Source organism: Ruegeria sp. HKCCD6426, from assembly GCF_057221115.1.
In genome coordinates, this window is sequence record NZ_JBWVBF010000002.1 from 422,908 (window position 1) to 447,776 (window position 24,869).

At 56.2% G+C, this 24,869-nt stretch carries 25 protein-coding genes; 11 read left to right on the plus strand and 14 right to left on the minus strand.

Translation table 11 applies throughout. From position 1 onward, the window contains the following. Nucleotides 1-165 precede the first annotated feature (165 nt). From AC2TDA_RS06785 to hslO, 3 genes are read right to left on the minus strand one after another with little or no spacing between them, the layout of a single operon-like run. Complete coding sequence (locus tag AC2TDA_RS06785; RefSeq protein ID WP_480877744.1) at nucleotides 166-1,320, minus strand: CCA tRNA nucleotidyltransferase; 1,155 nt, start codon at nucleotides 1,318-1,320, stop codon at nucleotides 166-168. Next, nucleotides 1,317-1,916, minus strand: a complete 600-nt coding sequence (locus tag AC2TDA_RS06790) for a CoA pyrophosphatase (protein WP_480878107.1) — start codon at nucleotides 1,914-1,916, stop codon at nucleotides 1,317-1,319. Before AC2TDA_RS06790 ends, AC2TDA_RS06785 begins: the two co-directional genes overlap by 4 nt. Beyond that, nucleotides 1,906-2,892: an Hsp33 family molecular chaperone HslO gene (gene hslO / locus AC2TDA_RS06795; RefSeq protein WP_480844987.1), complete on the minus strand. Its 987-nt coding sequence runs from the start codon at nucleotides 2,890-2,892 to the stop codon at nucleotides 1,906-1,908. The genes AC2TDA_RS06790 and hslO overlap by 11 nt, the downstream gene beginning before the upstream one ends. A 76-nt stretch (nucleotides 2,893-2,968) precedes the next feature. Here hslO and AC2TDA_RS06800 point away from each other — a divergent pair, with 76 nt between their 5' ends. Next, entirely contained in the window at nucleotides 2,969-3,415 is a 447-nt protein-coding gene (locus AC2TDA_RS06800; RefSeq protein ID WP_480844988.1) for an NUDIX hydrolase, read from the plus strand. 11 nt (nucleotides 3,416-3,426) lie between these two features. On the opposite strand, the gene AC2TDA_RS06805 is transcribed toward AC2TDA_RS06800, so the two are convergent. After that, entirely contained in the window at nucleotides 3,427-4,698 is a 1,272-nt protein-coding gene (locus AC2TDA_RS06805) for a PP2C family protein-serine/threonine phosphatase (protein WP_480844990.1), read from the minus strand. Nucleotides 4,699-4,846: 148 nt separating this feature from the next. Between AC2TDA_RS06805 and AC2TDA_RS06810 the strand changes: the two genes are divergently transcribed. After that, complete coding sequence (locus AC2TDA_RS06810; protein ID WP_480877742.1) at nucleotides 4,847-5,176, plus strand: Hpt domain-containing protein; 330 nt, start codon at nucleotides 4,847-4,849, stop codon at nucleotides 5,174-5,176. Here AC2TDA_RS06810 and ilvA read toward each other — a convergent pair. Beyond that, nucleotides 5,173-6,399, minus strand: a complete 1,227-nt coding sequence (gene ilvA, locus AC2TDA_RS06815) for a threonine ammonia-lyase IlvA (RefSeq protein WP_480844992.1) — start codon at nucleotides 6,397-6,399, stop codon at nucleotides 5,173-5,175. The two genes, AC2TDA_RS06810 and ilvA, sit on opposite strands and share 4 nt — an antisense overlap. Before the next feature lie 57 nt (nucleotides 6,400-6,456). Continuing rightward, nucleotides 6,457-7,224, minus strand: coding sequence for a hypothetical protein (locus tag AC2TDA_RS06820; protein ID WP_480877740.1), 768 nt, complete (start codon nucleotides 7,222-7,224; stop codon nucleotides 6,457-6,459). A 137-nt stretch (nucleotides 7,225-7,361) separates the two neighbouring features. Here AC2TDA_RS06820 and AC2TDA_RS06825 point away from each other — a divergent pair, with 137 nt between their 5' ends. The 4 genes from AC2TDA_RS06825 (at nucleotide 7,362) to msrA (ending at nucleotide 10,156) form a co-directional block, all read left to right on the plus strand. Next, nucleotides 7,362-8,588, plus strand: coding sequence for an argininosuccinate synthase (locus AC2TDA_RS06825; RefSeq protein WP_480877739.1), 1,227 nt, complete (start codon nucleotides 7,362-7,364; stop codon nucleotides 8,586-8,588). A gap of 32 nt (nucleotides 8,589-8,620) precedes the next feature. Beyond that, a complete protein-coding gene (locus AC2TDA_RS06830) occupies nucleotides 8,621-9,025 on the plus strand; it encodes a DUF1810 domain-containing protein (protein ID WP_480878105.1) in 405 nt (134 codons plus the stop codon). A 79-nt stretch (nucleotides 9,026-9,104) separates the two neighbouring features. Continuing rightward, on the plus strand, nucleotides 9,105-9,386 hold the full coding sequence (locus AC2TDA_RS06835; RefSeq protein ID WP_480877738.1) for an SCP2 sterol-binding domain-containing protein: 282 nt from the start codon (nucleotides 9,105-9,107) through the stop codon (nucleotides 9,384-9,386). 98 nt (nucleotides 9,387-9,484) lie between these two features. Then, nucleotides 9,485-10,156, plus strand: a complete 672-nt coding sequence (msrA, locus tag AC2TDA_RS06840; RefSeq protein WP_480877736.1) for a peptide-methionine (S)-S-oxide reductase MsrA — start codon at nucleotides 9,485-9,487, stop codon at nucleotides 10,154-10,156. Here the strand turns inward: msrA and AC2TDA_RS06845 are convergent. Then, a complete protein-coding gene (locus AC2TDA_RS06845; protein ID WP_480877735.1) occupies nucleotides 10,153-11,025 on the minus strand; it encodes a ribokinase in 873 nt (290 codons plus the stop codon). The two genes, msrA and AC2TDA_RS06845, sit on opposite strands and share 4 nt — an antisense overlap. 3 nt (nucleotides 11,026-11,028) lie before the next feature. Further along, entirely contained in the window at nucleotides 11,029-13,284 is a 2,256-nt protein-coding gene (locus AC2TDA_RS06850; RefSeq protein WP_480877733.1) for an NADP-dependent malic enzyme, read from the minus strand. A gap of 163 nt (nucleotides 13,285-13,447) precedes the next feature. Here AC2TDA_RS06850 and mutS point away from each other — a divergent pair, with 163 nt between their 5' ends. After that, nucleotides 13,448-16,063, plus strand: coding sequence for a DNA mismatch repair protein MutS (mutS, locus tag AC2TDA_RS06855; protein ID WP_480878104.1), 2,616 nt, complete (start codon nucleotides 13,448-13,450; stop codon nucleotides 16,061-16,063). 31 nt (nucleotides 16,064-16,094) lie between these two features. Here mutS and AC2TDA_RS06860 read toward each other — a convergent pair whose 3' ends face one another. Both AC2TDA_RS06860 and hrcA read right to left on the minus strand, forming a co-directional pair. After that, the gene (locus AC2TDA_RS06860; RefSeq protein WP_480877732.1) at nucleotides 16,095-16,658 is read right to left on the minus strand and encodes a nucleotide exchange factor GrpE; all 564 of its coding nucleotides are present in this window, start codon (nucleotides 16,656-16,658) and stop codon (nucleotides 16,095-16,097) included. 10 nt (nucleotides 16,659-16,668) lie between these two features. Beyond that, complete coding sequence (gene hrcA, locus AC2TDA_RS06865; protein WP_480877731.1) at nucleotides 16,669-17,733, minus strand: heat-inducible transcriptional repressor HrcA; 1,065 nt, start codon at nucleotides 17,731-17,733, stop codon at nucleotides 16,669-16,671. Between the two features lie 112 nt (nucleotides 17,734-17,845). Here hrcA and rph point away from each other — a divergent pair, with 112 nt between their 5' ends. The 4 genes from rph to AC2TDA_RS06885 are packed head-to-tail and all read left to right on the plus strand — an operon-like array spanning nucleotide 17,846 to nucleotide 20,671. After that, nucleotides 17,846-18,559, plus strand: coding sequence for a ribonuclease PH (gene rph / locus AC2TDA_RS06870; protein ID WP_480845001.1), 714 nt, complete (start codon nucleotides 17,846-17,848; stop codon nucleotides 18,557-18,559). Then, entirely contained in the window at nucleotides 18,556-19,170 is a 615-nt protein-coding gene (gene rdgB, locus AC2TDA_RS06875) for an RdgB/HAM1 family non-canonical purine NTP pyrophosphatase (protein WP_480877729.1), read from the plus strand. Before rph ends, rdgB begins: the two co-directional genes overlap by 4 nt. Then, the gene (gene hemW, locus AC2TDA_RS06880; RefSeq protein WP_480877727.1) at nucleotides 19,160-20,314 is read left to right on the plus strand and encodes a radical SAM family heme chaperone HemW; all 1,155 of its coding nucleotides are present in this window, start codon (nucleotides 19,160-19,162) and stop codon (nucleotides 20,312-20,314) included. The genes rdgB and hemW overlap by 11 nt, the downstream gene beginning before the upstream one ends. Before the next feature lie 3 nt (nucleotides 20,315-20,317). Continuing rightward, nucleotides 20,318-20,671 carry a YbaN family protein gene (locus AC2TDA_RS06885; RefSeq protein ID WP_480845005.1) on the plus strand — a complete coding sequence of 118 codons (354 nt, stop codon included), beginning with the start codon at nucleotides 20,318-20,320 and terminating at the stop codon, nucleotides 20,669-20,671. Here the strand turns inward: AC2TDA_RS06885 and AC2TDA_RS06890 are convergent. The 4 genes from AC2TDA_RS06890 to mnmG are packed head-to-tail and all read right to left on the minus strand — an operon-like array spanning nucleotide 20,661 to nucleotide 24,862. Beyond that, nucleotides 20,661-21,557 carry a ParB/RepB/Spo0J family partition protein gene (locus AC2TDA_RS06890; RefSeq protein ID WP_480845006.1) on the minus strand — a complete coding sequence of 299 codons (897 nt, stop codon included), beginning with the start codon at nucleotides 21,555-21,557 and terminating at the stop codon, nucleotides 20,661-20,663. The genes AC2TDA_RS06885 and AC2TDA_RS06890 overlap by 11 nt on opposite strands. A 20-nt stretch (nucleotides 21,558-21,577) precedes the next feature. Next, nucleotides 21,578-22,381 carry a ParA family protein gene (locus tag AC2TDA_RS06895; RefSeq protein ID WP_480845007.1) on the minus strand — a complete coding sequence of 268 codons (804 nt, stop codon included), beginning with the start codon at nucleotides 22,379-22,381 and terminating at the stop codon, nucleotides 21,578-21,580. Next, complete coding sequence (rsmG, locus tag AC2TDA_RS06900; RefSeq protein WP_480845009.1) at nucleotides 22,374-22,997, minus strand: 16S rRNA (guanine(527)-N(7))-methyltransferase RsmG; 624 nt, start codon at nucleotides 22,995-22,997, stop codon at nucleotides 22,374-22,376. Before rsmG ends, AC2TDA_RS06895 begins: the two co-directional genes overlap by 8 nt. Continuing rightward, nucleotides 22,994-24,862, minus strand: a complete 1,869-nt coding sequence (gene mnmG / locus AC2TDA_RS06905; RefSeq protein ID WP_480877725.1) for a tRNA uridine-5-carboxymethylaminomethyl(34) synthesis enzyme MnmG — start codon at nucleotides 24,860-24,862, stop codon at nucleotides 22,994-22,996. Before mnmG ends, rsmG begins: the two co-directional genes overlap by 4 nt. Between the last annotated feature and the right edge of the window lie 7 nt (nucleotides 24,863-24,869).

Genomic DNA, 24,869 nt, shown 5'->3' on the forward strand with positions numbered 1-24,869 from the left:
TAGGTCATGCGAAGAAAGATGGCGCCAGAACACCACCCCAACGGGTCGAGCGTCCCGGCTTTAGCCGAACCAGATCCCGTAATACATCCGCATTCCTCCATCCATGTGACAGGCGCACCCTAGCCAAAAACGGTAACGCTTGTCATCCCCTTTTGAGACTTGAATTCACTTGGACAGCAATTCCTTGCGGGTCATCGCAAAATCAGAGGCGATCCAGCAGGCCTCAAGTTGGGCCAGTTTCTTGCCCAGCGCCGCACCTGTGAATGCGGGGATCAGGTCTTCTGCCTTGATGGGAAAACTGGCCGCAGCACCGTGTTTCAACTCTTCCGCCAAATCTGCGGTCCAGGGCAGTTCCAAAAATGCGCAACGCAGCAAGGCTTCGTTCAGCCCACCTTCGGCCCCGTTGCGATACCCCAGCTCGGCAATACTGGCCGGTCCCGTAGCCTCGGTTCGCATACGAGTCAGGCGTTGCAATTGTGCCCGGCTCAGGCGCAGGGTCGCAGCCACCTCTGGCGGTGTGATCGCGGCCAGGCGGCGCACCGGTTCCGGTGCGGCGTTTGCGTCGTGCTCGATCTTGATCAATACGGGCAGGGGCCGGTCGTCCGCCCCAGCCAGGAGGTGCGCCATTACGCCAGCAGTGCGCATGGCTGCAACCGACGGCGCAGGATCCGGCGCGCCAAGCAGTTTCAAAAGCTCAGCTCCGACACGTTCTCGCGATAATCCCGCCAACCCATCAAGGTTGGCGGCGATGGCAGCCAGCGCATCTGCATCAAACCCGGCTTCAACATCCCCGTACCAAGCGTGAAAGCGGAAATACCGCAGCGATCGCAGATAATCCTCGCGAATGCGATCCTCGGCCTGACCAATGAACCGCACACGGCGCGCTTGCAGGTCCGGCAACCCACCCAGCGGATCCAGAATCGTTCCATCCGCGCGGGCATAAAGCGCATTCATCGTGAAGTCGCGGCGCGCTGCGTCCTCTTCAACTTTGTCCGAATACGCGACGACGGCACGCCGCCCGTCAGTTTCGACATCCCGGCGAAAGGTGGTGACCTCGTGGGGAATACCGCCGCTGACAATGGTGATTGTACCGTGGTCTATACCGGTCGGAATGGGCTTCAGCCCTGCTTTTTGCGCCAGCTCCATCACCTGTTCTGGGCGCGCATCGGTTGCGATGTCGATGTCCGAAACCGGTGCCCGCAGCAAAGCATTGCGTACGCAACCGCCCACAAACAGAGCTTGCGCACCGGCTTCCGTCAGCGCAGCGCACACCTTTTGCGTCGGCTCGGCTTTGATCCAGTCTTCGGTGATCTGCTTCATTCACTCACTCGCGCTGCCAACCCCCGCAAAATTCGCGCCGTAGCGCCCCAGATGTAATAGGGGCCGTAGGGCACCGCAAAGTAATAGCGTTTCTGACCACGCCAACGGCGCGATTCGATTACATAATTTGCCGGGTCCAGCACATGCGCAAGGGGGACCGAGAAGACTTCTTCCACTTCACCCGGCTCCGGGATCGGATCAAATCCCTGTTCGAGTACCGCTACAACCGGAGTGACCGAGAAAGACGTCACGGTTTCATGAATCGGAAGATGGCCCAGAATTCGAGGCATGGCCGAAGGCAGGCCGATTTCCTCGCGCGCCTCGCGCAGAGCGGCGGCCGTGACGTCCGCATCACTTTCATCCTGCTTGCCCCCCGGAAACGCGATTTGGCCGGGGTGGTGTTTCAGCGCCGAGGAGCGTTTGGTCAGGATTAAACGGGGGACTTCGTGAACCAGTGATACAGACACTAAAACGCCAGCAGGCCGCAGTTTGCGACCAGCCGGCAGAACGACATCAGGGTTCAGATCAAAATCACTGGACCCGGTACCGGGGCGACGTAAGGCCGCCGTCAGCTGCTTAATGGGGTCACGCGCCATCCGTGTCTTCGGCATCGAAGCCCACCGTGCGAGGGTCCAGCACATAATGGGCGCCACAGAACTGGCAATCGGCCGTCACCGTACCTTCATCCGTCGTCATTTTGGCGATATCCAGTGCCGAGTAGATCGATAGGCTTTGCCGCACGCGGTCTTCCGAGCAGGTACAGCCGAATTGTACCATCTGTGCATCGTAAACACGCGGTTGTTCCTCGTGAAACAGGCGGATCAGCAGATCCGTAGGAGCAACCGATGGCCCGATCAGCTCTAGATCCTCGACCGTATCAAGCAGGATATTCACACGACCCCAGTTTTCACCCTCTTCTCCGTCGACCAGATCAGCGGCGCTCAGGATGTCACCGCTGCCTTCGCTGGACGCTGCAAAGGGTGAAGCCTTGGGCATATGTTGCAACATAACTCCGCCCGCGCGCCAATGCTCTCCGACGCCGGGTTCGGTCGACTTGCCGAAGCTCAGCGAAAAACGTGTCGGCAATTGTTCTGACTGTGCAAAATAGGCTTCGGCACAGGCTCTGAGCGAACCACCAGCCAAAGGAGTAATTCCCTGATAAGGCTGCGTGCCCTCGCCTTGGTCGATCATGATGGCAAAGTACCCCTCACCCACCTGATCAAAGGGCGCACTGTCCGTCAGCCGATCCCGGTCAAAACTGGCATAGGCGCGAATCTTTGCGGGCTGGCCGTCTTGCTTAGGCGCATAATAATCAGTGGCGATCATTCGCACTGCACCTTTGGACTGAACCTGCAACGACAGTTTCCAGCGCAACGCAACAGTCTGGCCGATCAAAGCGGTCAGCAAAGCCATTTCGGCCACCAGCGCTTCGACTTGAGGAGGATAGTCGTGCTGTTTCAGGATGCCATCCAGCACCCCGTCCAACCGCGCCACACGGCCACGCATATCCGAGACATCAAGTTGAAAGGGCAGGACAGTATCGTCCCACGCGATTTTCGTTCCAATAGACATGGGGTTTCCTTACACGCCACAGGTTGGCATACCGCCACCATATAAGTCCAATAATCCGGGTTGAAAGGGGCCATACATGATCCGACGGTTTGGTGAAACCCCAGAGCCGGGGCGGAGGTACATCCGGCGCCCAGGCGTATATGTTTTGCTACCACGGGGACGCTCACTGCTGGTGACTTGGTACGACGATGGCATAAACCCGGAACTGCAGCTGCCAGGAGGGGGCATTGATCCTGGCGAATCCCCTCTCACCGCCTTGCATCGCGAAGTTTTTGAGGAAACCGGCTGGCTGATCGCCTCACCTCGCCGCGTTGGTGCTTTTCGTCGGTTCACTTTCATGCCGGAATACGATCTTTGGGCCGAGAAGGTCTGTACCATCTACCGCGCCCAGCCAGTGCGCCGTATGGGACCGCCGACCGAAGCGTTCCACGAAGCCCGGTGGATGGACATCACCGATGCGGTGGGGCTACTGGGCAACGAGGGTGACCGCCATTTCACCAACCTTCATTTGCAGGGGTTTTGACCCACCGATCCTCAGGATCCGTTGAACTCGAAGAATACTGCTGAAACGTCATCTTCCATGCCAGTGTCCGGCGACATGACCTGTGTAAGGCGCCAAAACATGTCATCCAGAAACTCACGCCCGGTTCTTTCCGCAATACTATCTGTCGCCATTCGCTTCAGTCCCTCTTCGTCCAGAAGGCTGCCATCTTCAAGTCGGCATTCGGTGAACCCATCCGAGTACAAGAGCAGTTTGTCCCCCGGTTGCATATAAGTTTCGGTTTGATGAAACGGGACGTCGGGCAACAAGCCAATCGGCAGGCCGCCATCGCCCAGATATTCCGCGCTGCCGTCCTGCCTCAGCAACAGAGGATGGGGATGACCCGCCTGCACCATCTTAAGATGCCCGTTTCGCAGATCGATAATGGCGTAGATCATCGTAAAATACTCCTCGATCCCCGCGTCGGCCATCAGGCGAGAATTAAGAAGCGCCGCGACTTCCTCGGGCGGAAGCAGCGCATAAAACTTGTTGAAGCGTCGCTCCATCGCAATATTCTGATCGAAATGCTTACTGGACAGGTAGCCGCCCAGCCGCGCAGTCATCATTGCCGAAGTGATACCGTGACCAGAAACGTCAATGCTGTAGAATCCCAATCGATTGACGCCTGGTGAAAACATCCCGACCAGATCTCCGCCGATGTGACCACAGGGTTTTAAAAGCAGGCTGACCTGTGATGCACCAAAGGTACCGGTCAACTCGGGTACAAGCGATTCCTGAATCTTTCGGGCCTGTATCAGATCCTTGTCGATGGCATCATGGGCCAGCTTCAACTCATCCAGCGCCGTTTCGATCATGCGGTTCTTTTCAGACAGCTCGCGTTGCATGTCCAGTATGCGAGCCCCAGCCGAGATACGCGCGCGCAATTCGTCCGCTTCAAGAGGTTTGATCAGAAAGTCATCCGCCCCGGCGTCCAACCCCCGCGCGACTTCCTGTTTTTCGCTTTTTGATGTCAAAAGGATGAAATAGCTGTACTGATCGTTGCCCAGCGCGCGGAAGGCATGACAGAACTCAAGCCCGCTCATCCCCGGCATGATCCAGTCGCTGAGAACCAGATCGGGCTGGTTAGCCTGACACAGGGCAATCGCCTCTTCGCCGTTGTCGGCTTGGATCACCTCAAAACCCCATTTCTTGAGCGAAGCCGCCAGAATACGCCGCTGCAGACGGCTATCGTCCACAATCAGCACTTTCTGGATCGCGCCAAAGTCCAGTTCGACCCTGACCTCGGCTTGACTGGTTCCTGACACCCTAGATTCCCTGTGTGGCCTCAACGGCCCAACGCTAGGCAGGCGACACTTAACATCCGGTGAAAACCGGGCTGGATGAAAGCCTTAACCTGCCCTTTACCGGCCTGCGCTACAAATTCCCCTGCGCGGTCAGATACGGAGGGCGGCCATGATTCACTGGCCCAGGGTTATACAATTGCGTGACGAAGTCGGCGCAGATGAATTCGATGAGGTTGTCCAGATCTTTCTGGAAGAGGTGCAGGAAGCGATCACTCGTCTGCATCAGGATATCGCACGACGACATGTGGAACAGAACCTGCATTTCCTGAAGGGCAGCGCGCTGAGTCTGGGATTCGACCAGTTCTCGAAACTATGTCAGGACGGAGAACGGCGCGCCGCCGCGGGCGAAGGGATGGAGGTCGACTTGCCTGAGATCATCGCGGTCTTTGAGCAATCGAAACAAGAATTCGAAGCCGGGTTGGCCGAAAACCTTTGCTAGATCACGAATTGTGCCAGCGTCTCGTCCTCGGTGATATCCGTATAGGTGAATCCCGCCTCATCCAAATGCGCGAACAGACGCATGAAATTCTCGGGCTTGCGGGTTTCGATCCCGATTAAAACCGAGCCGAAATTTCGGGCCGATTTCTTCATATACTCGAACCGGGCGATATCATCCTCGGGGCCGAGGATGTTCAAAAATTCCTTCAATGCACCGGGCCGCTGCGGCAGGCGCAGGATGAAGTATTTCTTGACGCCGGAATAGCGTTGCGCGCGTTCCTTGACCTCGGGCAAGCGCTCGAAATCGAAGTTGCCGCCCGATGTGACGCAGACGACGGTCTTGCCGCGGACAAAGCTTTGAATATCGCCAACCGCTTCGACCGCCAAAGCACCGGCGGGCTCCAGAACAATGCCTTCGACATTCAGCATTTCAATCATGGTGGTACAGATGCGGTCCTCGGACAGGACCAGAACATCCGAGAGATGGCGTGAACGCAGCAACTCAAAAGGTTTCTCGCCAATTCGCCCTACAGCAGCACCATCGACAAACGTGTCCACATGATCCAGCGCCACAGGGTGTCCAGCGGCCAGTGCTGCGCGCAAGCAGGCGCCGCCCGACGGTTCAACAAACAGGCAATGGGTGCGATCCCCGAACCATGTCGCCACACCCGAGGACATGCCGCCGCCGCCCACAGGCAACACCACGTGATCAGGAACACCGCCCAGCTGCGCTTCGATTTCAACGGCTAATGAGGCCTGACCTTCAATTACATCCTCATCATCAAACGGAGACAGGAAGTGCCCACCTTGCTCGGCGCACCAAGCTTGCGCTGCGGCCAGCGTATCGTCGAAATAGTCACCGGTCAGATGGATTTCGATATTGTCACCACCAAAGATACGCGTCTTCTGGATTTTCTGCTGCGGTGTCGTGACCGGCATGAAAATCACACCACGCACGTTCAGATGTTTGCACATGAACGCAACACCCTGAGCATGGTTGCCCGCACTGGCGCAAACGAACAGGTCCTGCCCCTGCTGCTTGCGCATGGCGTTGAAGGCACCACGGATCTTGTAGGACCGCACCGGACTGAGGTCCTCACGCTTGAGCCAGATATCGGCCCCATAGCGTTCGGACAGGTGTGCGTTCCGTTGCAAAGGAGTTGCCGGGAACACAGAGCGCATCGCCTGTTCGGCGGCGCGGGCGCGGGTCATGAAATCACTCATGACCGTTTCACTGCCGCATCAGTGCGACAAGGGCAAGGAATACATATGTGTACGGGTTCAGGCGAGTTCGCGTTTTTCAATGAAGATGCCGTAGATTGTTGTCAGGATGCTAACATTGATCAATGGCACAACCAACATTCCCGCAAATACGACGATCAAAACCCCTATGATCGGGATGAACAAAAGCAGTGAAGCCAGCAATTGAAGAAGTATCTGGAACAGCATTGACAGAATGACCAACAGTACAATTGCACCGCTTGCCCCGGAAGTGGCCTGCCATGCTTCGGATAGCGTGACCGATTTCCCGATGGCAGCGCCTGGCAGGATCGGCGAAACCCGGTAGAATCCGATCGTAAGAAAGATCACCAAAGCTACCCAAAAGAGTATCCCCATCACCACGGAGGCCTGGGCCAAAACGCTCATGATGAGCCCCGCCGGAATAAATATAACAACGGCCAACAACCCCAGCATCAATAGCCGCCCAAAATATGCCAATACCCGGTCGAACCTGAATGGCGGAACCACCCCGGTCGGATACTCCTCAAGCAGCACAAACCTGTGCCAGGAAACGACAATCCAAAGCATGACGGCAAATACAACAGCGATGAGGGCCAACACGAACCCGGCGAAGGAACCCAAGGTCACACCTTCGGGGAGCCCGGTCGCCTCGCTATCGAACTCTTCAAAGGGAATATCAAAAAGATAGAACAACCCAAACACCAGAAAGCCGCCAATCAGCGCAGGCACAACAGAAATCTGCAACGCTTGGGTGAGGTTCCTCAGGACCATCTTCACAGAATGAACGAATATCTCCAATCCCAGCATAATTCCTGCCCTTCAACCAAACCTTGTTATTTATTAACTGTTTCACCCCAATTCCCGCCCTGCGTCAACGCTCATAACTTGCCCCCGGTGCCAAAACCCGCTAGGGGCCAATCGTCTTACGAATAAGGGGAAGTCAGATGTCCGCGCCCAAGAAAGTTGTTCTGGCCTATTCCGGTGGCCTTGATACCTCGATCATCCTGAAATGGCTGCAGACCGAGTATGGATGTGAAGTCGTGACCTTCACTGCCGATCTGGGTCAGGGTGAGGAATTGGAGCCCGCCCGCAAGAAGGCCGAGCTGCTGGGCATTAAGCCCGAAAACATCTTCATCGAAGATGTGCGCGAAGAATTTGTCCGCGACTTTGTCTTTCCCATGTTCCGCGCCAATGCCGTTTATGAAGGCCTGTACTTGCTGGGCACCTCGATCGCGCGTCCGCTGATCTCGAAGCGTTTGGTCGAGATTGCCGAAGCAACCGGTGCTGACGCTGTCGCCCACGGCGCCACCGGCAAGGGCAACGATCAGGTGCGTTTTGAACTGGCTGCCTATGCGCTGAACCCCGACATCAAAGTTATCGCCCCATGGCGTGAGTGGGATCTGAGCAGCCGCACCAAGCTGCTGGAATTTGCCGAAGCGAACCAGATCCCGATTGCCAAGGACAAGCGCGGCGAGGCACCCTTCTCGGTCGACGCCAACCTGCTGCACACCTCGTCTGAAGGTAAGGTCCTGGAAGACCCCGCCGATATGGCACCTGATTACGTCTATCAGCGCACCGTCCACCCTGAGGACGCGCCAAATGAGCCGGAATTCATCGAGATCGGTTTTGAAAAAGGTGACGCGGTCAGCATCAATGGCGAGGCGATGAGCCCGGCCACCATCCTGACCAAGCTGAACGAATACGGCAGCAAGCACGGCATTGGCCGTTTGGACCTGGTCGAAGGCCGGTTCGTCGGTATGAAATCGCGCGGTATCTACGAGACACCTGGCGGTACAGTCCTGCTGGAAGCGCACCGTGGCATCGAATCTATCACGATGGATCGCGGCGCGATGCATCTGAAAGACCAGCTGATGCCGCAATATGCCGAGCTGATCTATAACGGTTTCTGGTACTCGCCCGAGCGGGAAATGCTGCAGGCCGCTATCGACAAGTCTCAGGAACACGTCACCGGTACCGTCCGCGTGAAACTGTACAAAGGGCTGGCCTCAACCGTCGGTCGCTGGTCGGACCACTCGCTGTATTCCGAGGCGCATGTGACCTTTGAGGAAGACGCTGGCGCCTATGATCAGAAAGATGCAGCGGGCTTCATCCAGTTGAACGCATTGCGTCTGAAACTGCTGGCCGCGCGCGACAAGCGCTTGTCCAAGTGAGCGAAGACGACGGCATAAACGACGAACTCGATATGTTCATCGAAGCGCAGGACACGGTCTGGGCCGATGTCCTGCGTGAGCTTGAACAAGGGCAGAAAACCAGCCACTGGATGTGGTTCGTTTTTCCTCAATTGGCCGAGCTTGGCCGATCCCATATGGCGCAGCTTTATGGGATAGAGGACTTGGACGAGGCTGCGGCTTATCTCGCCCATCCCGAACTGCGCCGCCGCCTGATTGAAGCTTCCCGGCTGATGCTTTCGCACAAAGGGCTTGATGCCAGCGATATTCTTGGCGGGATTGACGCCAAGAAACTGCGCTCGTCCATGACGCTGTTTTCGTCTGTCCCTGATGCGCCGGCTGAGTTTCAAGCTGTTCTAGACACCTTTTATAACGGAAAGCCCTGCGACCTAACCATGCAGTTTTTGGACGGCGCGTAGACACAGGTTCCCGTGAGGTCACCCTTGCCTGTTTGCCATCTCGACCTTTACGCAATCGAAAATTGTGAAAGGAATTCGGATGCTTCAAGACATCGCCGACGGGATTCAGAAAGGTCTGAACGGTAAGACTTTTGACGGCTCGCTGAAATTCGATTGCGGCGACGACGGCGTCATCGTCCTGGCGAACAATCAGGCTACAACGCAGGATCAAGAGGCCGATTGTACCATCCGAATATCTCAGGAGAACCTGACCAAACTTCTGACAGGAAAGCTGAACCCCATGACCGGCGTGGCACTGGGCAAACTTAAAATATCGGGCAATATGGGCGTGGCCATGAAGCTGGGTCAGCTACTGGGCTGAGGCCTGATAAACTCACATCACCAGCGTGTGACAAACCATGTCAGCGGATTGCCACAGTCGAAAAGACAAGGCAGCCTCGTCTCGGAAGGAGGCCTGCCATGATCAGGATTGCAACTCTCGACTGTCTCAAGCCCGTCCTACTGTTTACACTGATTACACTTGTTGCGTTGCTGCGCGCTTTGCCTGCCCCGGCTGCGGGAACCGAAACGCTGACGGTTGCAGGAGGGTGTTTCTGGTGCGTAGAATCCGATTTCGAATCCGTCCCAGGTGTCATCGGCGCGGTATCCGGATACACCGGAGGAGCAACGACCAATCCCACCTATGATCAGGTATCCAAAGGCGGCTCAGGCCACTACGAGGCCGTTCAGATCACTTTTGACCCGGCCCGCGTATCTCGCCAAACGCTACTGAACCTGTTCTTCCGCTCGGTCGATCCTACCGATGCAGGAGGACAGTTCTGTGACCGCGGCGAAAGCTATCGTACGGCGATATTTGTCTCTAACGCAGGGGAAAAGGCGCTTGCGCAATCAGCAAAAGATGAAGCTCAACGCGCTTTGGGTCAGGCGGTCGTAACGCCGATCCTGAACCAATCTACATTTTATCCGGCCGAGGCGTACCACCAGGACTACTACAAGGGGAACAAGCTGGTATTTACACGCTTTGGCCCCAAACGGCAGCAGAACGCGTATAAAGCGTACCGCAAAGCCTGTGGCCGCGATGCACGCGTCAAACAGCTTTGGGGCAGCGACGCGCCGTTTTCCGGATCCTAGTCGAGCCGCGCCTCGCGCACTTCTTTCAGATCAGGAATAACATCTGCCGTTCCGTGACGCGTGACCATCAAGGCTGCGGCGCGGTTTGCTTGCACAATTGCTTGCGCCATCAGCATGCCGCGATCCATTCCGGCCAGGACATACCCGGTAAAGGTGTCACCAGCACCGGTCGTGTCCACTGGCTCAACATTATGGGCCGCAAAATCAACCGGCTCACTGCCTTGCTGGTAATAACGCGCGCCATCGGCACCAAGCGTTACAATCACATGCTCTACCGGCAAGTCCGAGGGCGCGATGCCGGTGGCTTGCCGCAGTTGGTCGGCTTCGATCTGATTAAGGATCAGGAAATCCAGATAGGGCAAAACGTCCTTCACGGCCTCAGCCTGAAACGGGGCGGCGGCGTAGCATACTGTTAAACCCAGTTCACGCCCCATCTCTGCCGTTTCAACTTGCATGTTGGTTTCGTTCTGCATCACCAACAGATCGCCCGATACCGCCGCCGTAAGGGCCTGTCCTACTTGATCGCTGGCGATGGCGTGATTGGCGCCCTGAAACAGGATGATGTTGTTCTCACCTTGGGCATCGACAGCGATGATTGCGTGGCCTGTAGGCACATCTGCCTCGGCAATGAACCGTGTATCGACGCCATATTCCGTCAAGCGATCCCGGGCCCAGCGCCCGTCCGATCCTACGGCTCCGATATGCGCGACGCGCGCACCGGCGCGGGATGCTGCGACGGACATATTTGCGCCTTTGCCGCCCAAAAACCGGTCCAAACGATTGGCCGAAAGGGTTTCTCCCGGCCCGGGTAAGTGCGGCACGTCATAGATCATGTCCGCGTTGATCGAGCCGAGGTTCCAGATCGTCATGGTTTATCCGATATCGCAGGAGGCGAGGATCGCCATGTTCAGAATGTCGTTGGCCGTTGAAACTGTCGAACAAATCTGAATCGGTTTATTTATACCGGACAGGATCGGGCCAATGACAGTCGCACCACCCATTTCCTGCATCAGTTTGGTCGAAATACTGGCCGAGTGACGTGCCGGAACAATCAGGATATTGGCAGGACCGGTCAGGCGAGAAAACGGATAGCTTGCCTGCTGATCAACATTTAAGGCAACATCCACGGTCATTTCACCTTCGTATTCGAAGTCGACGCCGCGTTGGTCCAGAACAGCAGGCGCGCGGTGCATCTTTTCTGCACGCTCAGAAACCGGGTAGCCAAAGGTGGAAAAACTGACGAACGCGACACGGGGATCCAGACCCATATGCCGGGCGACAGCGGCAGAGCGTTCGGCGATATTCGCCAGATCATTCTCATCCGGCCATTCATGCACCAACGTATCGCCAATCAGCACGATTCGGCCTTTGTGCAGCAGCGCGGTCACACCCGCTGCGCCATGGGTCGCATCGGCGTCAAATACGTGGTCGATCCGATCCAGCACATGTGCGGATTTACGCGTTGCACCGGTCACAAGGCCGTCACCATGCCCATGAGCCAGCATCAAAGACGAAAACACGTGCCTGTCCCGCGCCGCCAGCCGGTGAATATCCTTGGAATCAAACCCTTTACGCTGCAAACGTTTGTACAGGAAATCCTTGTACGTCTCGAGATGCGTGGTATTGGCGGCATTCACCACTTCCAGTTCGCGCACGGCGTCGCCGAGGCCAGCTTCCTCCAGCTTTTGCTTCACGTCATCTGGCCGACCGACAACCAGCGCTTTGCCGAAACCAGAGCGCTGATACATTACGGCGGCACGCAGCACGCGAGGATCGTCGCCCTCGGCAAAGATCATCCGGCCTTGCGCAGCGCGGGCGCGGGCGTTCAGGCCGCGCAGAATGCTGGCCGTCGGGTCCATACGAGATTTCAGGCTCAGCTCATAAGCCTCCATATCGATGATCGGACGCCGCGCCGCGCCGGTATCCATACCCGCTTTTGCAACGGCGGGCGGAATGCGGTGGATCAGGCGCGGATCGAACGGCGTCGGGATGATGTAGTCGCGACCAAAGGTCAGGGTCTTGCCATAGGCCAGCGCCACCTCATCGGGCACATCTTCACGCGCCAGACGGGCCAATGCGTGGGCACAGGCGATTTTCATCTCATCGTTGATGGCACGAGCATGAATATCCAGCGCACCGCGGAACAGATACGGGAAGCCCAACACGTTGTTCACCTGATTGGGATAGTCGCTGCGACCTGTGGCAACGATCGCGTCGACGCGGACCTCATGCGCTTCTTCCGGAGTGATTTCCGGATCCGGGTTTGCCATGGCGAAAATAACCGGATTATCCGCCATCGACGCCACCATAGCTTGCGTCACGGCCCCTTTGACCGATACGCCAAGGAACACGTCAGCACCTTCCATGGCCTCTTCCAGTGTACGCAATTCAGTCGTGATTGCATGGGCCGATTTCCATTGGTTCATGCCCTCGGTCCGGCCCTGATAGATCACGCCCTTGGTGTCACAGACGATGCAATTCTCGTGCCGCGCGCCCATCGCCTTGAGCAGTTCGATGCACGCAATCCCAGCGGCCCCGGCCCCGTTCAGGACGATCTTCACATCTTCAATTTTCTTTCCCGAAATATGCAGCGCATTCAGTAGCCCCGCCGCGCAGATCACCGCTGTGCCGTGCTGATCATCATGGAATACAGGGATGTCCATCTCTTCCTTCAGTCGCTGCTCGATGATGAAACACTCGGGCGCCTTGATGTCTTCGAGGTTGATACCGCCGAAAGTCGGCCCCATCAGACGCACGGCGCGACAGAATTCGTCCGGATCTTCTGTATCCAGTTCGATATCGATCGAATTCACGTCAGCGAACCGTTTGAACAGGACCGATTTCCCTTCCATCACCGGTTTTGAGCCCAGCGCGCCCAGATTACCAAGACCAAGAACAGCTGTCCCGTTCGAGATTACCGCAACCAGGTTACCCTTGTTGGTATAATCGTATGCCGTTTCCGGCGTTTCGGCGATGGCTTCACACGGAACTGCAACGCCGGGGCTGTACGCTAGCGACAGATCGCGCTGCGTGGTCATGGGAACGGTGGCCTGCACCTCCCACTTTCCGGGGGTTGGGTCCAGGTGAAAGGCCAGCGCCTCTTCTTTGGTGATTTTCGCTTTGGGCATCGGATATGTCGTTTCTTTGCAACTGCGGGGCCTTTGCCTCATAGCGCAGGCAGATGCGCGCCTCAACGACAATACGTTTTCACCTTTCGCAGCTGATGGGGGATTTGTAAGGTCGCGACCGGAATACGCCAGAAGGGGGCCGCCTTTGTCCACAGTCACGCCGATGATGGCGCAATATCTTGAGATCAAAGAGGCCCATGCCGACGCCCTGCTGTTCTACCGCATGGGCGATTTTTACGAGATGTTTTTTCAGGATGCCGTAAACGCCGCCGAGGCGCTGGACATCGCCCTGACCAAGCGCGGCAAACACAACGACACCGACATTCCGATGTGCGGCGTGCCAGTACACGCGGCCGAAGGCTACCTGCTGACTCTGATCAGAAAAGGGTTCCGCGTGGCCGTGTGTGAACAGATGGAAAGCCCGGCCGAAGCGAAGAAAAGAGGCTCTAAATCGGTCGTAAAGCGCGATGTTGTGCGTTTGGTTACCCCCGGCACGCTAACAGAGGACGCTTTGCTTGAGGCCCGTCGTCACAATTTTCTGGCCGCTTATTCCGAGGTGCGGGATGAGTCCGCCCTGGCATGGGCCGATATCTCAACCGGTGCGTTTCATGTGATGCCTTTGACTTCGGTCAGGCTGAGCCCGGAACTTGCACGGCTAGCGCCTTCGGAACTGATCGTGGCGGACGGGGTAGAACAGAAATTAAATGAGCCAGCCCGCGATCTGGGTATTTCACTGACGCCGATTGGGCGCGCCAGTTTTGACAGCACTGCGGCGGAAAAGCGCATCTGCGGTCTGTTCCATGTCGGGGCGTTGGACGCGTTCGGGAGTTTTGGACGCGCTGAAATTTCGGCCATGGGCGCGCTGATCGACTATTTGGAGATCACGCAAAAAGGGAAACTGCCCCTGCTGCAGACGCCATTGAAAGAAGCAGAAGACCGGGTCGTTCAGATCGACGCCGCCACACGGCGCAATCTGGAACTGACGCGTTCACTGTCCGGCGGCCGCGCCGGATCGCTTTTGTCTGTTGTGGACCGGACCGTCACGCCGGGCGGTGCGCGGCTTCTGGAACAACGCCTCTCAAGCCCCTCGCGCAATCTGGATGTAGTCCACTCGCGATTGGATGCGGTGAGTTTTGCTGCCGAAGACAGTCTGACCGCCTCTGACCTGCGCGAGGCGTTGCGGAAAACGCCAGATCTGGACCGAGCCCTGTCGCGCCTGTCTCTGGACCGTGGCGGCCCCCGGGACTTGGCAGCCATTCGTAATGGTCTTTCGCAAGCAGCTGCTATTGCAGAGATCTGCGATGGCCAAGATTTGCCAGTCCTGCTAGCCACCGCCTTGCAAAACCTTGTTGGTTTTGACGACCTGCTGAACCTGCTCGACGAGGCTCTTGTCGCTGAACCGCCCCTTCTGGCCCGCGACGGAGGGTTCATCGCTCCCGGTTTCGACTCCGAACTGGACGAAGCGCGCACCCTGCGAGACGAAGGCCGGTCTGTTATCGCAGGGTTCCAGCAGAAATACGCGGAGCACACCGGGATCACATCGCTAAAGATCAAGCACAACAATGTGCTGGGCTATTTTATCGAAACTACGGCCACTCATGCCCAGAAAATGCTGAACCCACCCTTCAGCGAAACCTATATCCACCGCCAGACCACCGCCAATCAGGTACGCTTCACAACGGTCGAGCTGTCCGAAATCGAGACACGAATTCTGAATGCGGGAAATCTGGCGTTGGAGATTGAAAAGCGGCTCTATCAAAGGCTTTCTGGCGAGATTTTGAACCTCGCCGCCCGTCTGAACCAAGCCGCCCGAGGGCTGGCCGAACTGGATTTGACCACCGCCCTCGCTGATCTTGCCCGCGGAGAAAACTGGTGCCGTCCGCAAGTTGACACATCTCGCGCATTCGACGTGCAGGGAGGCCGCCATCCGGTCGTGGAACATGCTTTGCGCCAACAGAGCGGGGATGCGTTCATTGCGAATGATTGCGACCTGAGTGCTGAGAAAGGAGCCGCGATCTGGCTGCTAACCGGTCCCAACATGGCCGGTAAATCGACCTTCTTGCGCCAAAACGCGCTGATCGCACTACTGGCTCAAATGGGCAGCTACGTTCCAGCCGAACAAGCACATATCGGAGTAGTCAGCCAGTTGTTCAGCCGCGTTGGCGCCTCAGATGATCTGGCCCGAGGCCGCTCGACCTTCATGGTTGAAATGGTCGAAACCGCCGCAATCCTCAATCAAGCCGATGACCGTGCGCTGGTCATTCTCGACGAAATCGGCCGAGGTACAGCGACTTATGATGGTTTGTCGATCGCCTGGGCCACGTTGGAACACCTTCACGCCGCCAACCAATGCCGCGCCCTGTTTGCCACTCATTACCACGAATTGACGGCCTTGGCAGGCAATCTGGAGGGCGTCGACAACGCCACCGTCGCGGTCAAGGAATGGGAAGGTGCGGTGATCTTCCTCCACGAAGTTCATAAAGGCGCTGCCGACCGCTCTTACGGGGTACAGGTGGCACAGCTGGCCGGACTGCCGGCGTCAGTGGTCGAGCGCGCCCGCGTTGTATTGGATCAACTGGAAAAAACCGAACGCGAGGGCGGTAAGCAGAAGGCCCTGATCGACGATCTTCCTCTGTTTTCGGCCGCTCCACCGCCGCCGCCTCCAACCCCCAAGGCGTCGCCTGTCAACGATATGCTTGACGATATCCTGCCGGATGAACTGACCCCGCGCGAGGCATTGAATCTGATCTACAAATTGAAAGAGGCGGCCAGATCCTGACCGCCTCAATACCAATTTATTCAGAATCCGTTTAGTTTGCAGGCATCGACGACACGCCGACTTGTGCCGGGCGCAGCAGGCGGTCATGCAGCATGAAGCCTTCGGCAGACACTTGAATGATATCACCTGCCTTGGTTCCAGGGACCGGAGCCTCAAACATCGCCTCGTGCACGTTCGGGTCAAATCGGTCGCCAACTTCCGGGGTGATCACCTCGATGCCATGCTTCTGAAATACATCCTTCAGCGCACGCATGGTCAGTTCGACGCCTTCGATAAGACCGGCAGCGACCTCTTTCTGCTCATCGGTCGCGGCCTCAAGCGCGCGCTTCATGTTGTCATAGACGGGTAGCATGTCGCGCGCCAGTTTCGAGCCACCGTATTGCTCGGCATCCCGGCGAGCCTTGTCACCGCGTTTCCGTGCGTTTTCCGCATCGGCCAGCGCACGCATGAATCTGTCTTTGTATTCATCCCGCTCAGCTCGCAATGCGTCCAGCTCCAGCACTTCCTCGCTGAATTCAGCCAATTCGTCCGCAAGCTCTTCCGCTTCGGCGGTTGCGATATCGTCCAGAAAATCTTCGTTCTTGGGCTCTGCCATCTCTTACCCTCTAGCTCCGGTCGGATATCAGCTTGCCGACCAGTTGCGCCGTATAATCCACGATCGGCACGATCCGTCCATAATTCAGACGCGTGGGCCCGATGACCCCGACCGCACCGATAATCTTTCGATCAGCGTTCATATATGGAGACACCACCAAAGAGGAACCCGAAAGTGAGAAAAGTTTGTTCTCAGACCCGATAAAAATGCGCACACCCTCGCCATCTTCGGTCAATTCAAGGAATTCGGCGATGTCCCGCTTGCGTTCCAGATCGTCGAACAGGGTGCGAATGCGGTCAAGTTCCTCGGCTTCACCGGGTTCGCCCAACAGATTCGCCCGGCCGCGCACGATCAGACGGGCCGAATCCGTCCCGTCACCGTCCCAGGCCGCCATACCGCTTTCCACCATCTCGCGTGCCAACGCGTCGATTTCCTGCCGCCGCGCCGCGATCTGGCTTTGCATCTGACGACGCACCTCGCTTAGCGTTCGCCCCTCGATCAGTGCATTCAGGAAATTCGCCGCCTCGCGCATCGAACTTGGCGTCTGCCCGGGTGGCGGCGTGAAAAGGCGGTTTTCGACCTGCCCGTCAGAGAATACCAGAACCACCAGCGCCCGGTCATGGGCCAGCGACACGAACTCGATATGCTTGATTTCCGTCTCATGCTTGGGCGTCAGAACCAATGAGGCGCCATGTGTCACATGTGACAAGGCCGAGCCGACCCGGTCCAACATCCCCCCAACATCGCCAGCGTTAGAGCCTAATGTCTCGTCCAGCTTCTGTCGGTCATCCGCACCCAAATCGCCAACTTCCAGCAGCCCGTCCACAAACATACGCAAACCTTGCTGCGTCGGAATCCGCCCCGCGCTAACATGTGGGCTGTCGAGTAGGCCAAGAAACTCCAGATCCTGCATCACGTTACGCACAGTTGCGGCGCTGACTTTTTCCGACAAGGTGCGCGTCAGTGTGCGGCTGCCGACGGGCTCGCCGCTGTCCAGATAACTCTCAACGATCAAACGGAACACTTCGCGCGACCGCTCGTTCATCTCATCCAGAATTTTGCTCGCTTCGCTCATCGCGGGTCTCCTGCTGGCATGTCATTAAATAGCAGGCATCAGAAAGGTCAATCGGGGTTGCATCACCATGGTACTGGGAGTTATCCCCAAGCCAGTAAACAAAGGATTTTCCATGCGACCCTCAGGACGTGATCTAAACGAAATGCGCCCGGTTTCAATCGAAACTGGCTTTACTAAACATGCCGAAGGTTCCTGCCTGATCAAGATGGGCGACACCCATGTATTGTGCACTGCCACGATCGAGGATCGCGTACCGCCTTTCATCAAAGGCTCGGGCCTGGGTTGGGTCACCGCCGAATACGGTATGCTTCCGCGCGCGACCAACACGCGGATGCGGCGCGAGGCTGCCAGCGGTAAGCAAGGCGGACGTACCGTGGAAATTCAGCGTCTTATCGGGCGTGCGCTGCGCGCTGGGGTGGACAGGGTTGCACTGGGTGAGCGTCAGATCACCGTCGACTGTGATGTGATCCAGGCCGATGGTGGCACCCGTTGCGCTTCGATTACGGGCGGATGGGTTGCACTGCGTCTGGCAGTGAACAAGCTGATGAAGACCGGAGATGTTATTTCCGATCCGCTGGTCGATCCGGTGGCCGCCGTGTCCTGTGGTATCTACGCTGGTCAACCGGTTCTGGATCTGGATTACCCCGAGGACAGCGAAGCAGGCGTAGATGGAAACTTCATCATGACCGGCTCCGGCAAGTTGATCGAAGTGCAAATGTCTGCCGAAGGCTCGGTTTTCAATCGCAACCAGATGAACCAGCTGATGGATCTGGCCGAAAAAGGCGTCGGTGAGTTGGTTGCGGCCCAAAAGGCTGCCACTGCATGACCCGCAAGTTCGACAGTGACAGGCTGCTGGTAGCCACCCACAACAAAGGCAAGCTTGAGGAGATGGCACATCTCCTCGAACCCTTTGGTGTGACGGTCATTGGCGCGGGAGAGATGGACCTGCCTGAACCGGAAGAAACCGAAGACACGTTCGTCGGCAACGCCCGGATCAAGGCCCACGCCGCCGCCCAGGCCACCGGCCTGCCTGCACTGTCGGACGATTCAGGCATCACCATCGACGCGCTGGACGGTGCACCGGGGGTGTACACCGCCGATTGGGCCGAAACCGGCAATGGCCGAGATTTCCTGATGGCGATGACCCGCGCGCATGATGAGCTGGAGGCAAAAAACGCCGTCCATCCGCGTACCGCACAATTCCGTTGTACGCTGGTTCTGGCCTGGCCCGATGGCCATGACGAAGTGTTCGAGGGCATTGCCCCCGGTCATCTGGTCTGGCCGATCCGCGGCAAGGACGGATTCGGCTATGACCCAATGTTTGTCCCCGACGGCTATGACATTACTTTTGCCGAGATGGATCGCTGGGAAAAGAACAAGATCAGCCATCGCGGCCATGCGGTGGAGATGTTCGTGAAAGGCTGCTTTGGCGGATGATTGGCGCAACGGGGGCTTTGGCCTGTACGTGCATTGGCCCTTTTGCGAGGCCAAGTGCCCCTATTGCGACTTCAACAGCCATGTTTCCAAAAATATCAATCAAAAACAATGGCTTGACGCGTATCTGAAGGAACTTCACCGCAGCGCCGCGGAAACACCCGACCGCGTTTTGAACACCATTTTCTTTGGCGGCGGCACGCCTTCGCTGATGGCGCCCGAAACCGTTGCCGCTGTGATCAACGAGGCCAGAGCCTTGTGGCGACCCGCCAACGATATGGAGATCACGCTGGAAGCCAACCCTGGATCGGTTGAGGCCGGCCGGTTCGCTGCTTACCGAGATGGCGGAGTCAATCGCATTTCAATGGGTGTCCAGGCGCTGAACGATGAAGACCTGCGCCGTCTTGGGCGCATCCACACTGTGGCCGAGGCCCGCGCCGCCTTCGACATTGCGCGCACCTGTTTTGACCGTGTCAGCTTCGATTTGATCTATGCGCGGCAACATCAAACTCTGGACGCGTGGCGCGCGGAGTTAAACGAAGCGCTTTCTATGGCGGTTGATCATCTGTCCCTCTATCAACTGACAATCGAAGACGGCACCGCATTTGGGGATCGCTATGCCGTCGGCAAATTGCGCGGCCTACCTGAGGATGACAACGCAGCAGATATGTATCTGGCGACTCAGGACATATGCGAGGCACACGGATTACCCGCATATGAAGTTTCCAATCACGCACGACCCGGCGCGGAATCGCAGCACAATCTGATTTATTGGCGGTACGGTGACTATGTCGGTATTGGACCGGGCGCTCATGGGCGGATTACGCTGAACGGGCGTAAATACGCGACCGAAACCTACCTCGCTCCGCAACGCTGGTTGGATGCAGCCTCTCAGGGCAACGGTGAAAAAGAGCGCACCGTGCTGCCCCCGAAGGACCAGGCAAATGAATACCTTATGATGGGGTTGAGAGTTTCTAATGGACTAGATATTGATCGATACACGAAATTGGCAAACCACCCCCTGCCCCAAAACAAACTGCAACACCTGAGTGAACTGGGCATGATTCAATGCCAGGGCGGACAATTAATTGCCACGCCAGACGGTCGTGCTGTGCTGAATGCAGTCATCCGAGAACTTTTGGAGTAGATGATGCACTATCTGTGGGCCAGTTTGGGACTAATCTGTGTGGGTTTAGCAGTGGTTGGGATTGCATTGCCCTTACTGCCCACCGTTCCGTTTTTGCTATTGGCGACCTTTTTCTTCGCCCGATCGTCATCAAGGCTGCATAACTGGCTGATAACGCATCGCGCGTTCGGCCCTTTGATCCTGGATTGGCAGAGCTCAGGCGCAATCCGACCAGCCGCAAAAAAGGCGGCAACTTTGTCCGTTACCGCCGTATTTGCTCTATCAGTTCTGTTTTCCGCACCGACTCATGTACTGATCATTCAGTTCGTGGTTCTGAGCGGCGTGATGCTCTTTATCTGGACCCGCCCTAGCGGCTAAGTTTGGCACAAAGATCGTCCAATTGATCAAGATTTTCATAGGTTAATACGACTTGCCCGGATTCGCTGCCAGCCTTGTGGTTGATGGCAACTTTCATCGCGAGAATTGCAGACAGGTCTTTCTCGAGCGCACGCGTATCAGCGTCCTTCCCGGCATTCAGATTTCTAGATCTGGGTGCAGGCCGGTCCGATTCCGACTGCTGTTGCTTCTTAACCAGATTCTCTGTCGCGCGAACAGAAAGGCCGTCCCGAACAATCTTTTTCGCAAGTTCTGACGGGTCTTCAGCCGTGATAAGCGCACGTGCGTGTCCCGCCGACAGCTTACCCTCGACCACCAAAGCCTGCACATCCATCGGTAGCGACAAAAGACGCAACAGGTTGGCAATGTGACTGCGGCTTTTACCTAACGCCTCAGCCATCTTTTCCTGCGTATGGCCGAAACGGTCCATCAACTGCCTATACCCAGCCGCCTCTTCTACAGCATTCAAGTCAGCGCGTTGGATGTTTTCAATTATCGCCACCTCAAGGACTTCAGTATCATCGAAGTCTCGGACGATAACTGGAATGTCATGAAGTTGCGCCATCTGAGCTGCACGCCAACGACGTTCGCCCGCGACGATTTCATAGTCGCCACCGTTAATGCTGCGCACGATCAAAGGTTGAATGATGCCCTTTTCCTTGATCGAGGCAGCGAGCTCGTCCAGTTGCGTCTGCGAGAACGTGCGGCGCGGCTGATCTGGGTTTGCCCTCAATTTTTCAATTGGGACTTTCAAATCTGGTCGGCGCGGTTCTGATGTCACCCGGCCGTCTGCCTCGGTCGTAACATCCGCCATCAATGCGGATAATCCCCGCCCCAATCCCCTGGGTTTGCCTTTTTTGGCGTTCACTTCGCCCTCCTGACGGCCGTTTAGACGGCTACCTTGTTATTCTTGTGCAAGACTTCTCGTGCCAAATGCCGATAAGCCATCGCACCCAAAGATCCAGAGTCGTACTGCAACACGGGCAAGGAATAGGACGGAGCCTCACTGACCCGCACATTTCTGGGTATCTTGGTTTTAAATACCATCTCTCCCAGATTGTCACGCGCGTCTTTTTCAACCTGACGGGACAAGTTGTTGCGGTTGTCATACATAGTCAACACAACACCTTCGATTCTTAGGTCCGGATTTGCTGTTTGTCTTACTTCGCGAATTGTCAGCATCAATTGCGAAAGACCTTCCAGAGCAAAGAACTCACTTTGCAACGGAACAAGGACGGAATGCGCTGCAACCATCGCGTTTACGGTCAACAGATTCAAAGATGGGGGGCAATCGATCAGCACAAAATCTAATTCAAACGCATCAATCGCCGTCTGCCGCAATGCATCATGCAGCAGATAACTGCGTTTTTCGTTTGAAATCAGCTCAATATCTGCCGAACTAAGGTCGACGGTCGCGGGAACTACCAGTAAGTTCTCGATCTCTGTATCCTGCACCACGGCTTCCAGTGGAGCATCATCCAGAAGTAAATCGTAAGTTGTCCAATCCCGATCATCGACACCCAATCCCGTGGAAGCATTTCCTTGCGGATCCAAGTCGACCACCAGAACCTTACATCCAGATTCAGCTAAACCAGCCGCCAGATTGATTGCTGTTGTGGTTTTCCCGACCCCGCCTTTCTGATTGGCAACCGCAATAATTCGGGGACCAGAAGGACGAGACAGATCAACCACGTGTGACTCCTTTGATCTTCAGAATAACAGCCTGAGGCTCGGTTATGCTTGTAATTGCTTCCGCCTGAAATTGCCATTCTTCACGTGCGTCCGACAACTCTTTTTCCCAGCTTGCGCCTTTGGGCAACAAGGCCGCACCGGAATGGCTTAAATGTCTGTCACAAAAGGAGATTAGTGTTTTCAAGTCCGCCAACGCTCGTGCAGACAAAATGTCGGCTTCCAATGGCTCAACCGCCTCGATACGCTTCGAAATCACTGTAGAATTTGCTTTGCATTCACGGATCACGTTCCGCAAGAATGCCGATTTACGTTGATCGCTTTCAACCAGGGTAAATCTGGTTTCCGGCGCCTCTTCAATTGCAATGATGGCGCATACCAATCCCGGAAACCCGCCGCCACTGCCCAGGTCGACCCAGTGGGCCGCGGGGTCAGCACAACGAAAAACTTGAATCGAATCCTGTATATGCCGCGTCCACAAATCCTGAAGACTGTTACGCGAAACCAGATTGATCTTGGGATTCCATCGCTTCACCAGTTCGGCATATAACTTCAAACGCTCGAATGTTTCACGTGAAACATTCAAATCGTCGGGATTCAGCCCAATTTCCGAACTCATGCCTTGCGAACTTTCTGATCACGCCTTAGCCGCGCCAAAACCAAAGTCAATGCGGCCGGAGTAACGCCCTCAACCCTACTCGCCTGAGCAATATTGGTCGGCCTGGCTTTGGATAGCTTTTGTTTCATTTCTGACGAAAGACCATCCAAGGCAAAGTAATCGAAGTCCATCGGAATCGCGTGGGACTCGTCGCGTTTCATCGCATCCACATCTCTTTGCTGACGCGCTATGTAATTGGCGTAGAGAGCATCTCGTTCTATCTGACGGCGTGTGTCACTGTCTGTCCCACTCAAGCCCGGAACTAAGGGGACTAGATCTTCGAATGAAACATCTGGAAACGCGAGTACCGCCATACCATCTCTGCGATTTCCGTCCTGATTTATGCTTATACCTGCAGAGCGGATTTCTTTTGGTGTATAGCTTTGCCCGGTTAATATAGATTTGACTGTACTCAACCTGTCCATTTTTTCTTCAAACACCTGACGTCGTCGTTCACCCACACAACCCAGCCTAGCTCCTATTGGTGTCAGTCGCTGGTCCGCATTATCTGCTCTTAGTGAAAGACGAAACTCGGCCCTGGACGTGAACATGCGATACGGTTCTGCGACTCCGCGTGTTGTCAGATCGTCTATCATCACTCCGATATAGCTGTCTGCTCTGGTAAAATGAACCGGTTCCCGCCCTTGTACTGCCAATGCAGCATTTAGACCGGCAACAAGGCCTTGAGCTGCAGCTTCCTCATATCCTGTGGTTCCGTTGATTTGCCCCGCAAGATATAGCCCCGGTACATCGTGAAGTGACAATGAGGAAGTCAGGACACGTGGGTCAATGTAGTCGTATTCTATTGCGTATCCTGGTTGCAGGATTTCGGCGCGTTCAAGCCCCTTGATTGATTGAACATATTCAATCTGCACATCCTGCGGCAAAGACGTAGAGATACCGTTGGGGTAAACGGTGTGATCATTCACACCTTCTGGCTCCAAAAAGATCTGATGAGATTCTTTGTCAGCGAAACGAACAATCTTGTCTTCGATCGACGGGCAGTATCGCGGACCGACCCCATCGATATGACCACCGTACATGGCAGAGCGCGTCAGGTTTTTTTCGATAATCTCATGTGTTCTCGAATTGGTGTGCGTAATACCACACGCGATTTGGGGCGCGGTAACCGCCTTGGACAGGAAGGAGAACAACACCGGTTCTTCGTCGCCTTCTTGCCTTTCGAGAATATCCCAGGCAATCGACCGACCATCCAACCGTGGTGGTGTACCTGTTTTTAACCGCCCTATGGGCAGGTTGAACTGATCCAGTCGTTCGGCCAATTTCAAGGATGGGCGATCACCCATTCGACCACCAGATCGCGAGACATCGCCAATATGGATGACACCACGTAGGAAAGTCCCTGATGTCAGGATGACTGCTTTTGCCGGGATCTCTGAGCCGTCGCCAAGAATGACACCCGAAACCTTTCCACCACCCATGAGGAAATCCACGACCTCTCCGGTGATAACCGTAAGGCCGGGTTGCTCTGATGTCCTCTTTTGCATGGCTGAGCGGTACAGAGCACGGTCCGCCTGTGCGCGCGGCCCCTGAACTGCCGGACCTTTGCGTCGGTTCAACAGGCGGAATTGAATCCCCGCCGCGTCAGCTACGCGAGCCATGACGCCGTCCAAAGCATCGATCTCACGAACCAGATGACCTTTACCTAGACCGCCAATCGCCGGATTACACGACATCACTCCAATGTCTTTCTCGGACAATGTCACAAGCGCTGTGTTCGCTCCCATACGAGCTGCCGCATGTGCAGCTTCTGCTCCGGCATGGCCGGCACCTATTACTATGACATCAAATTTCGAATGTTTCACGTGAAAC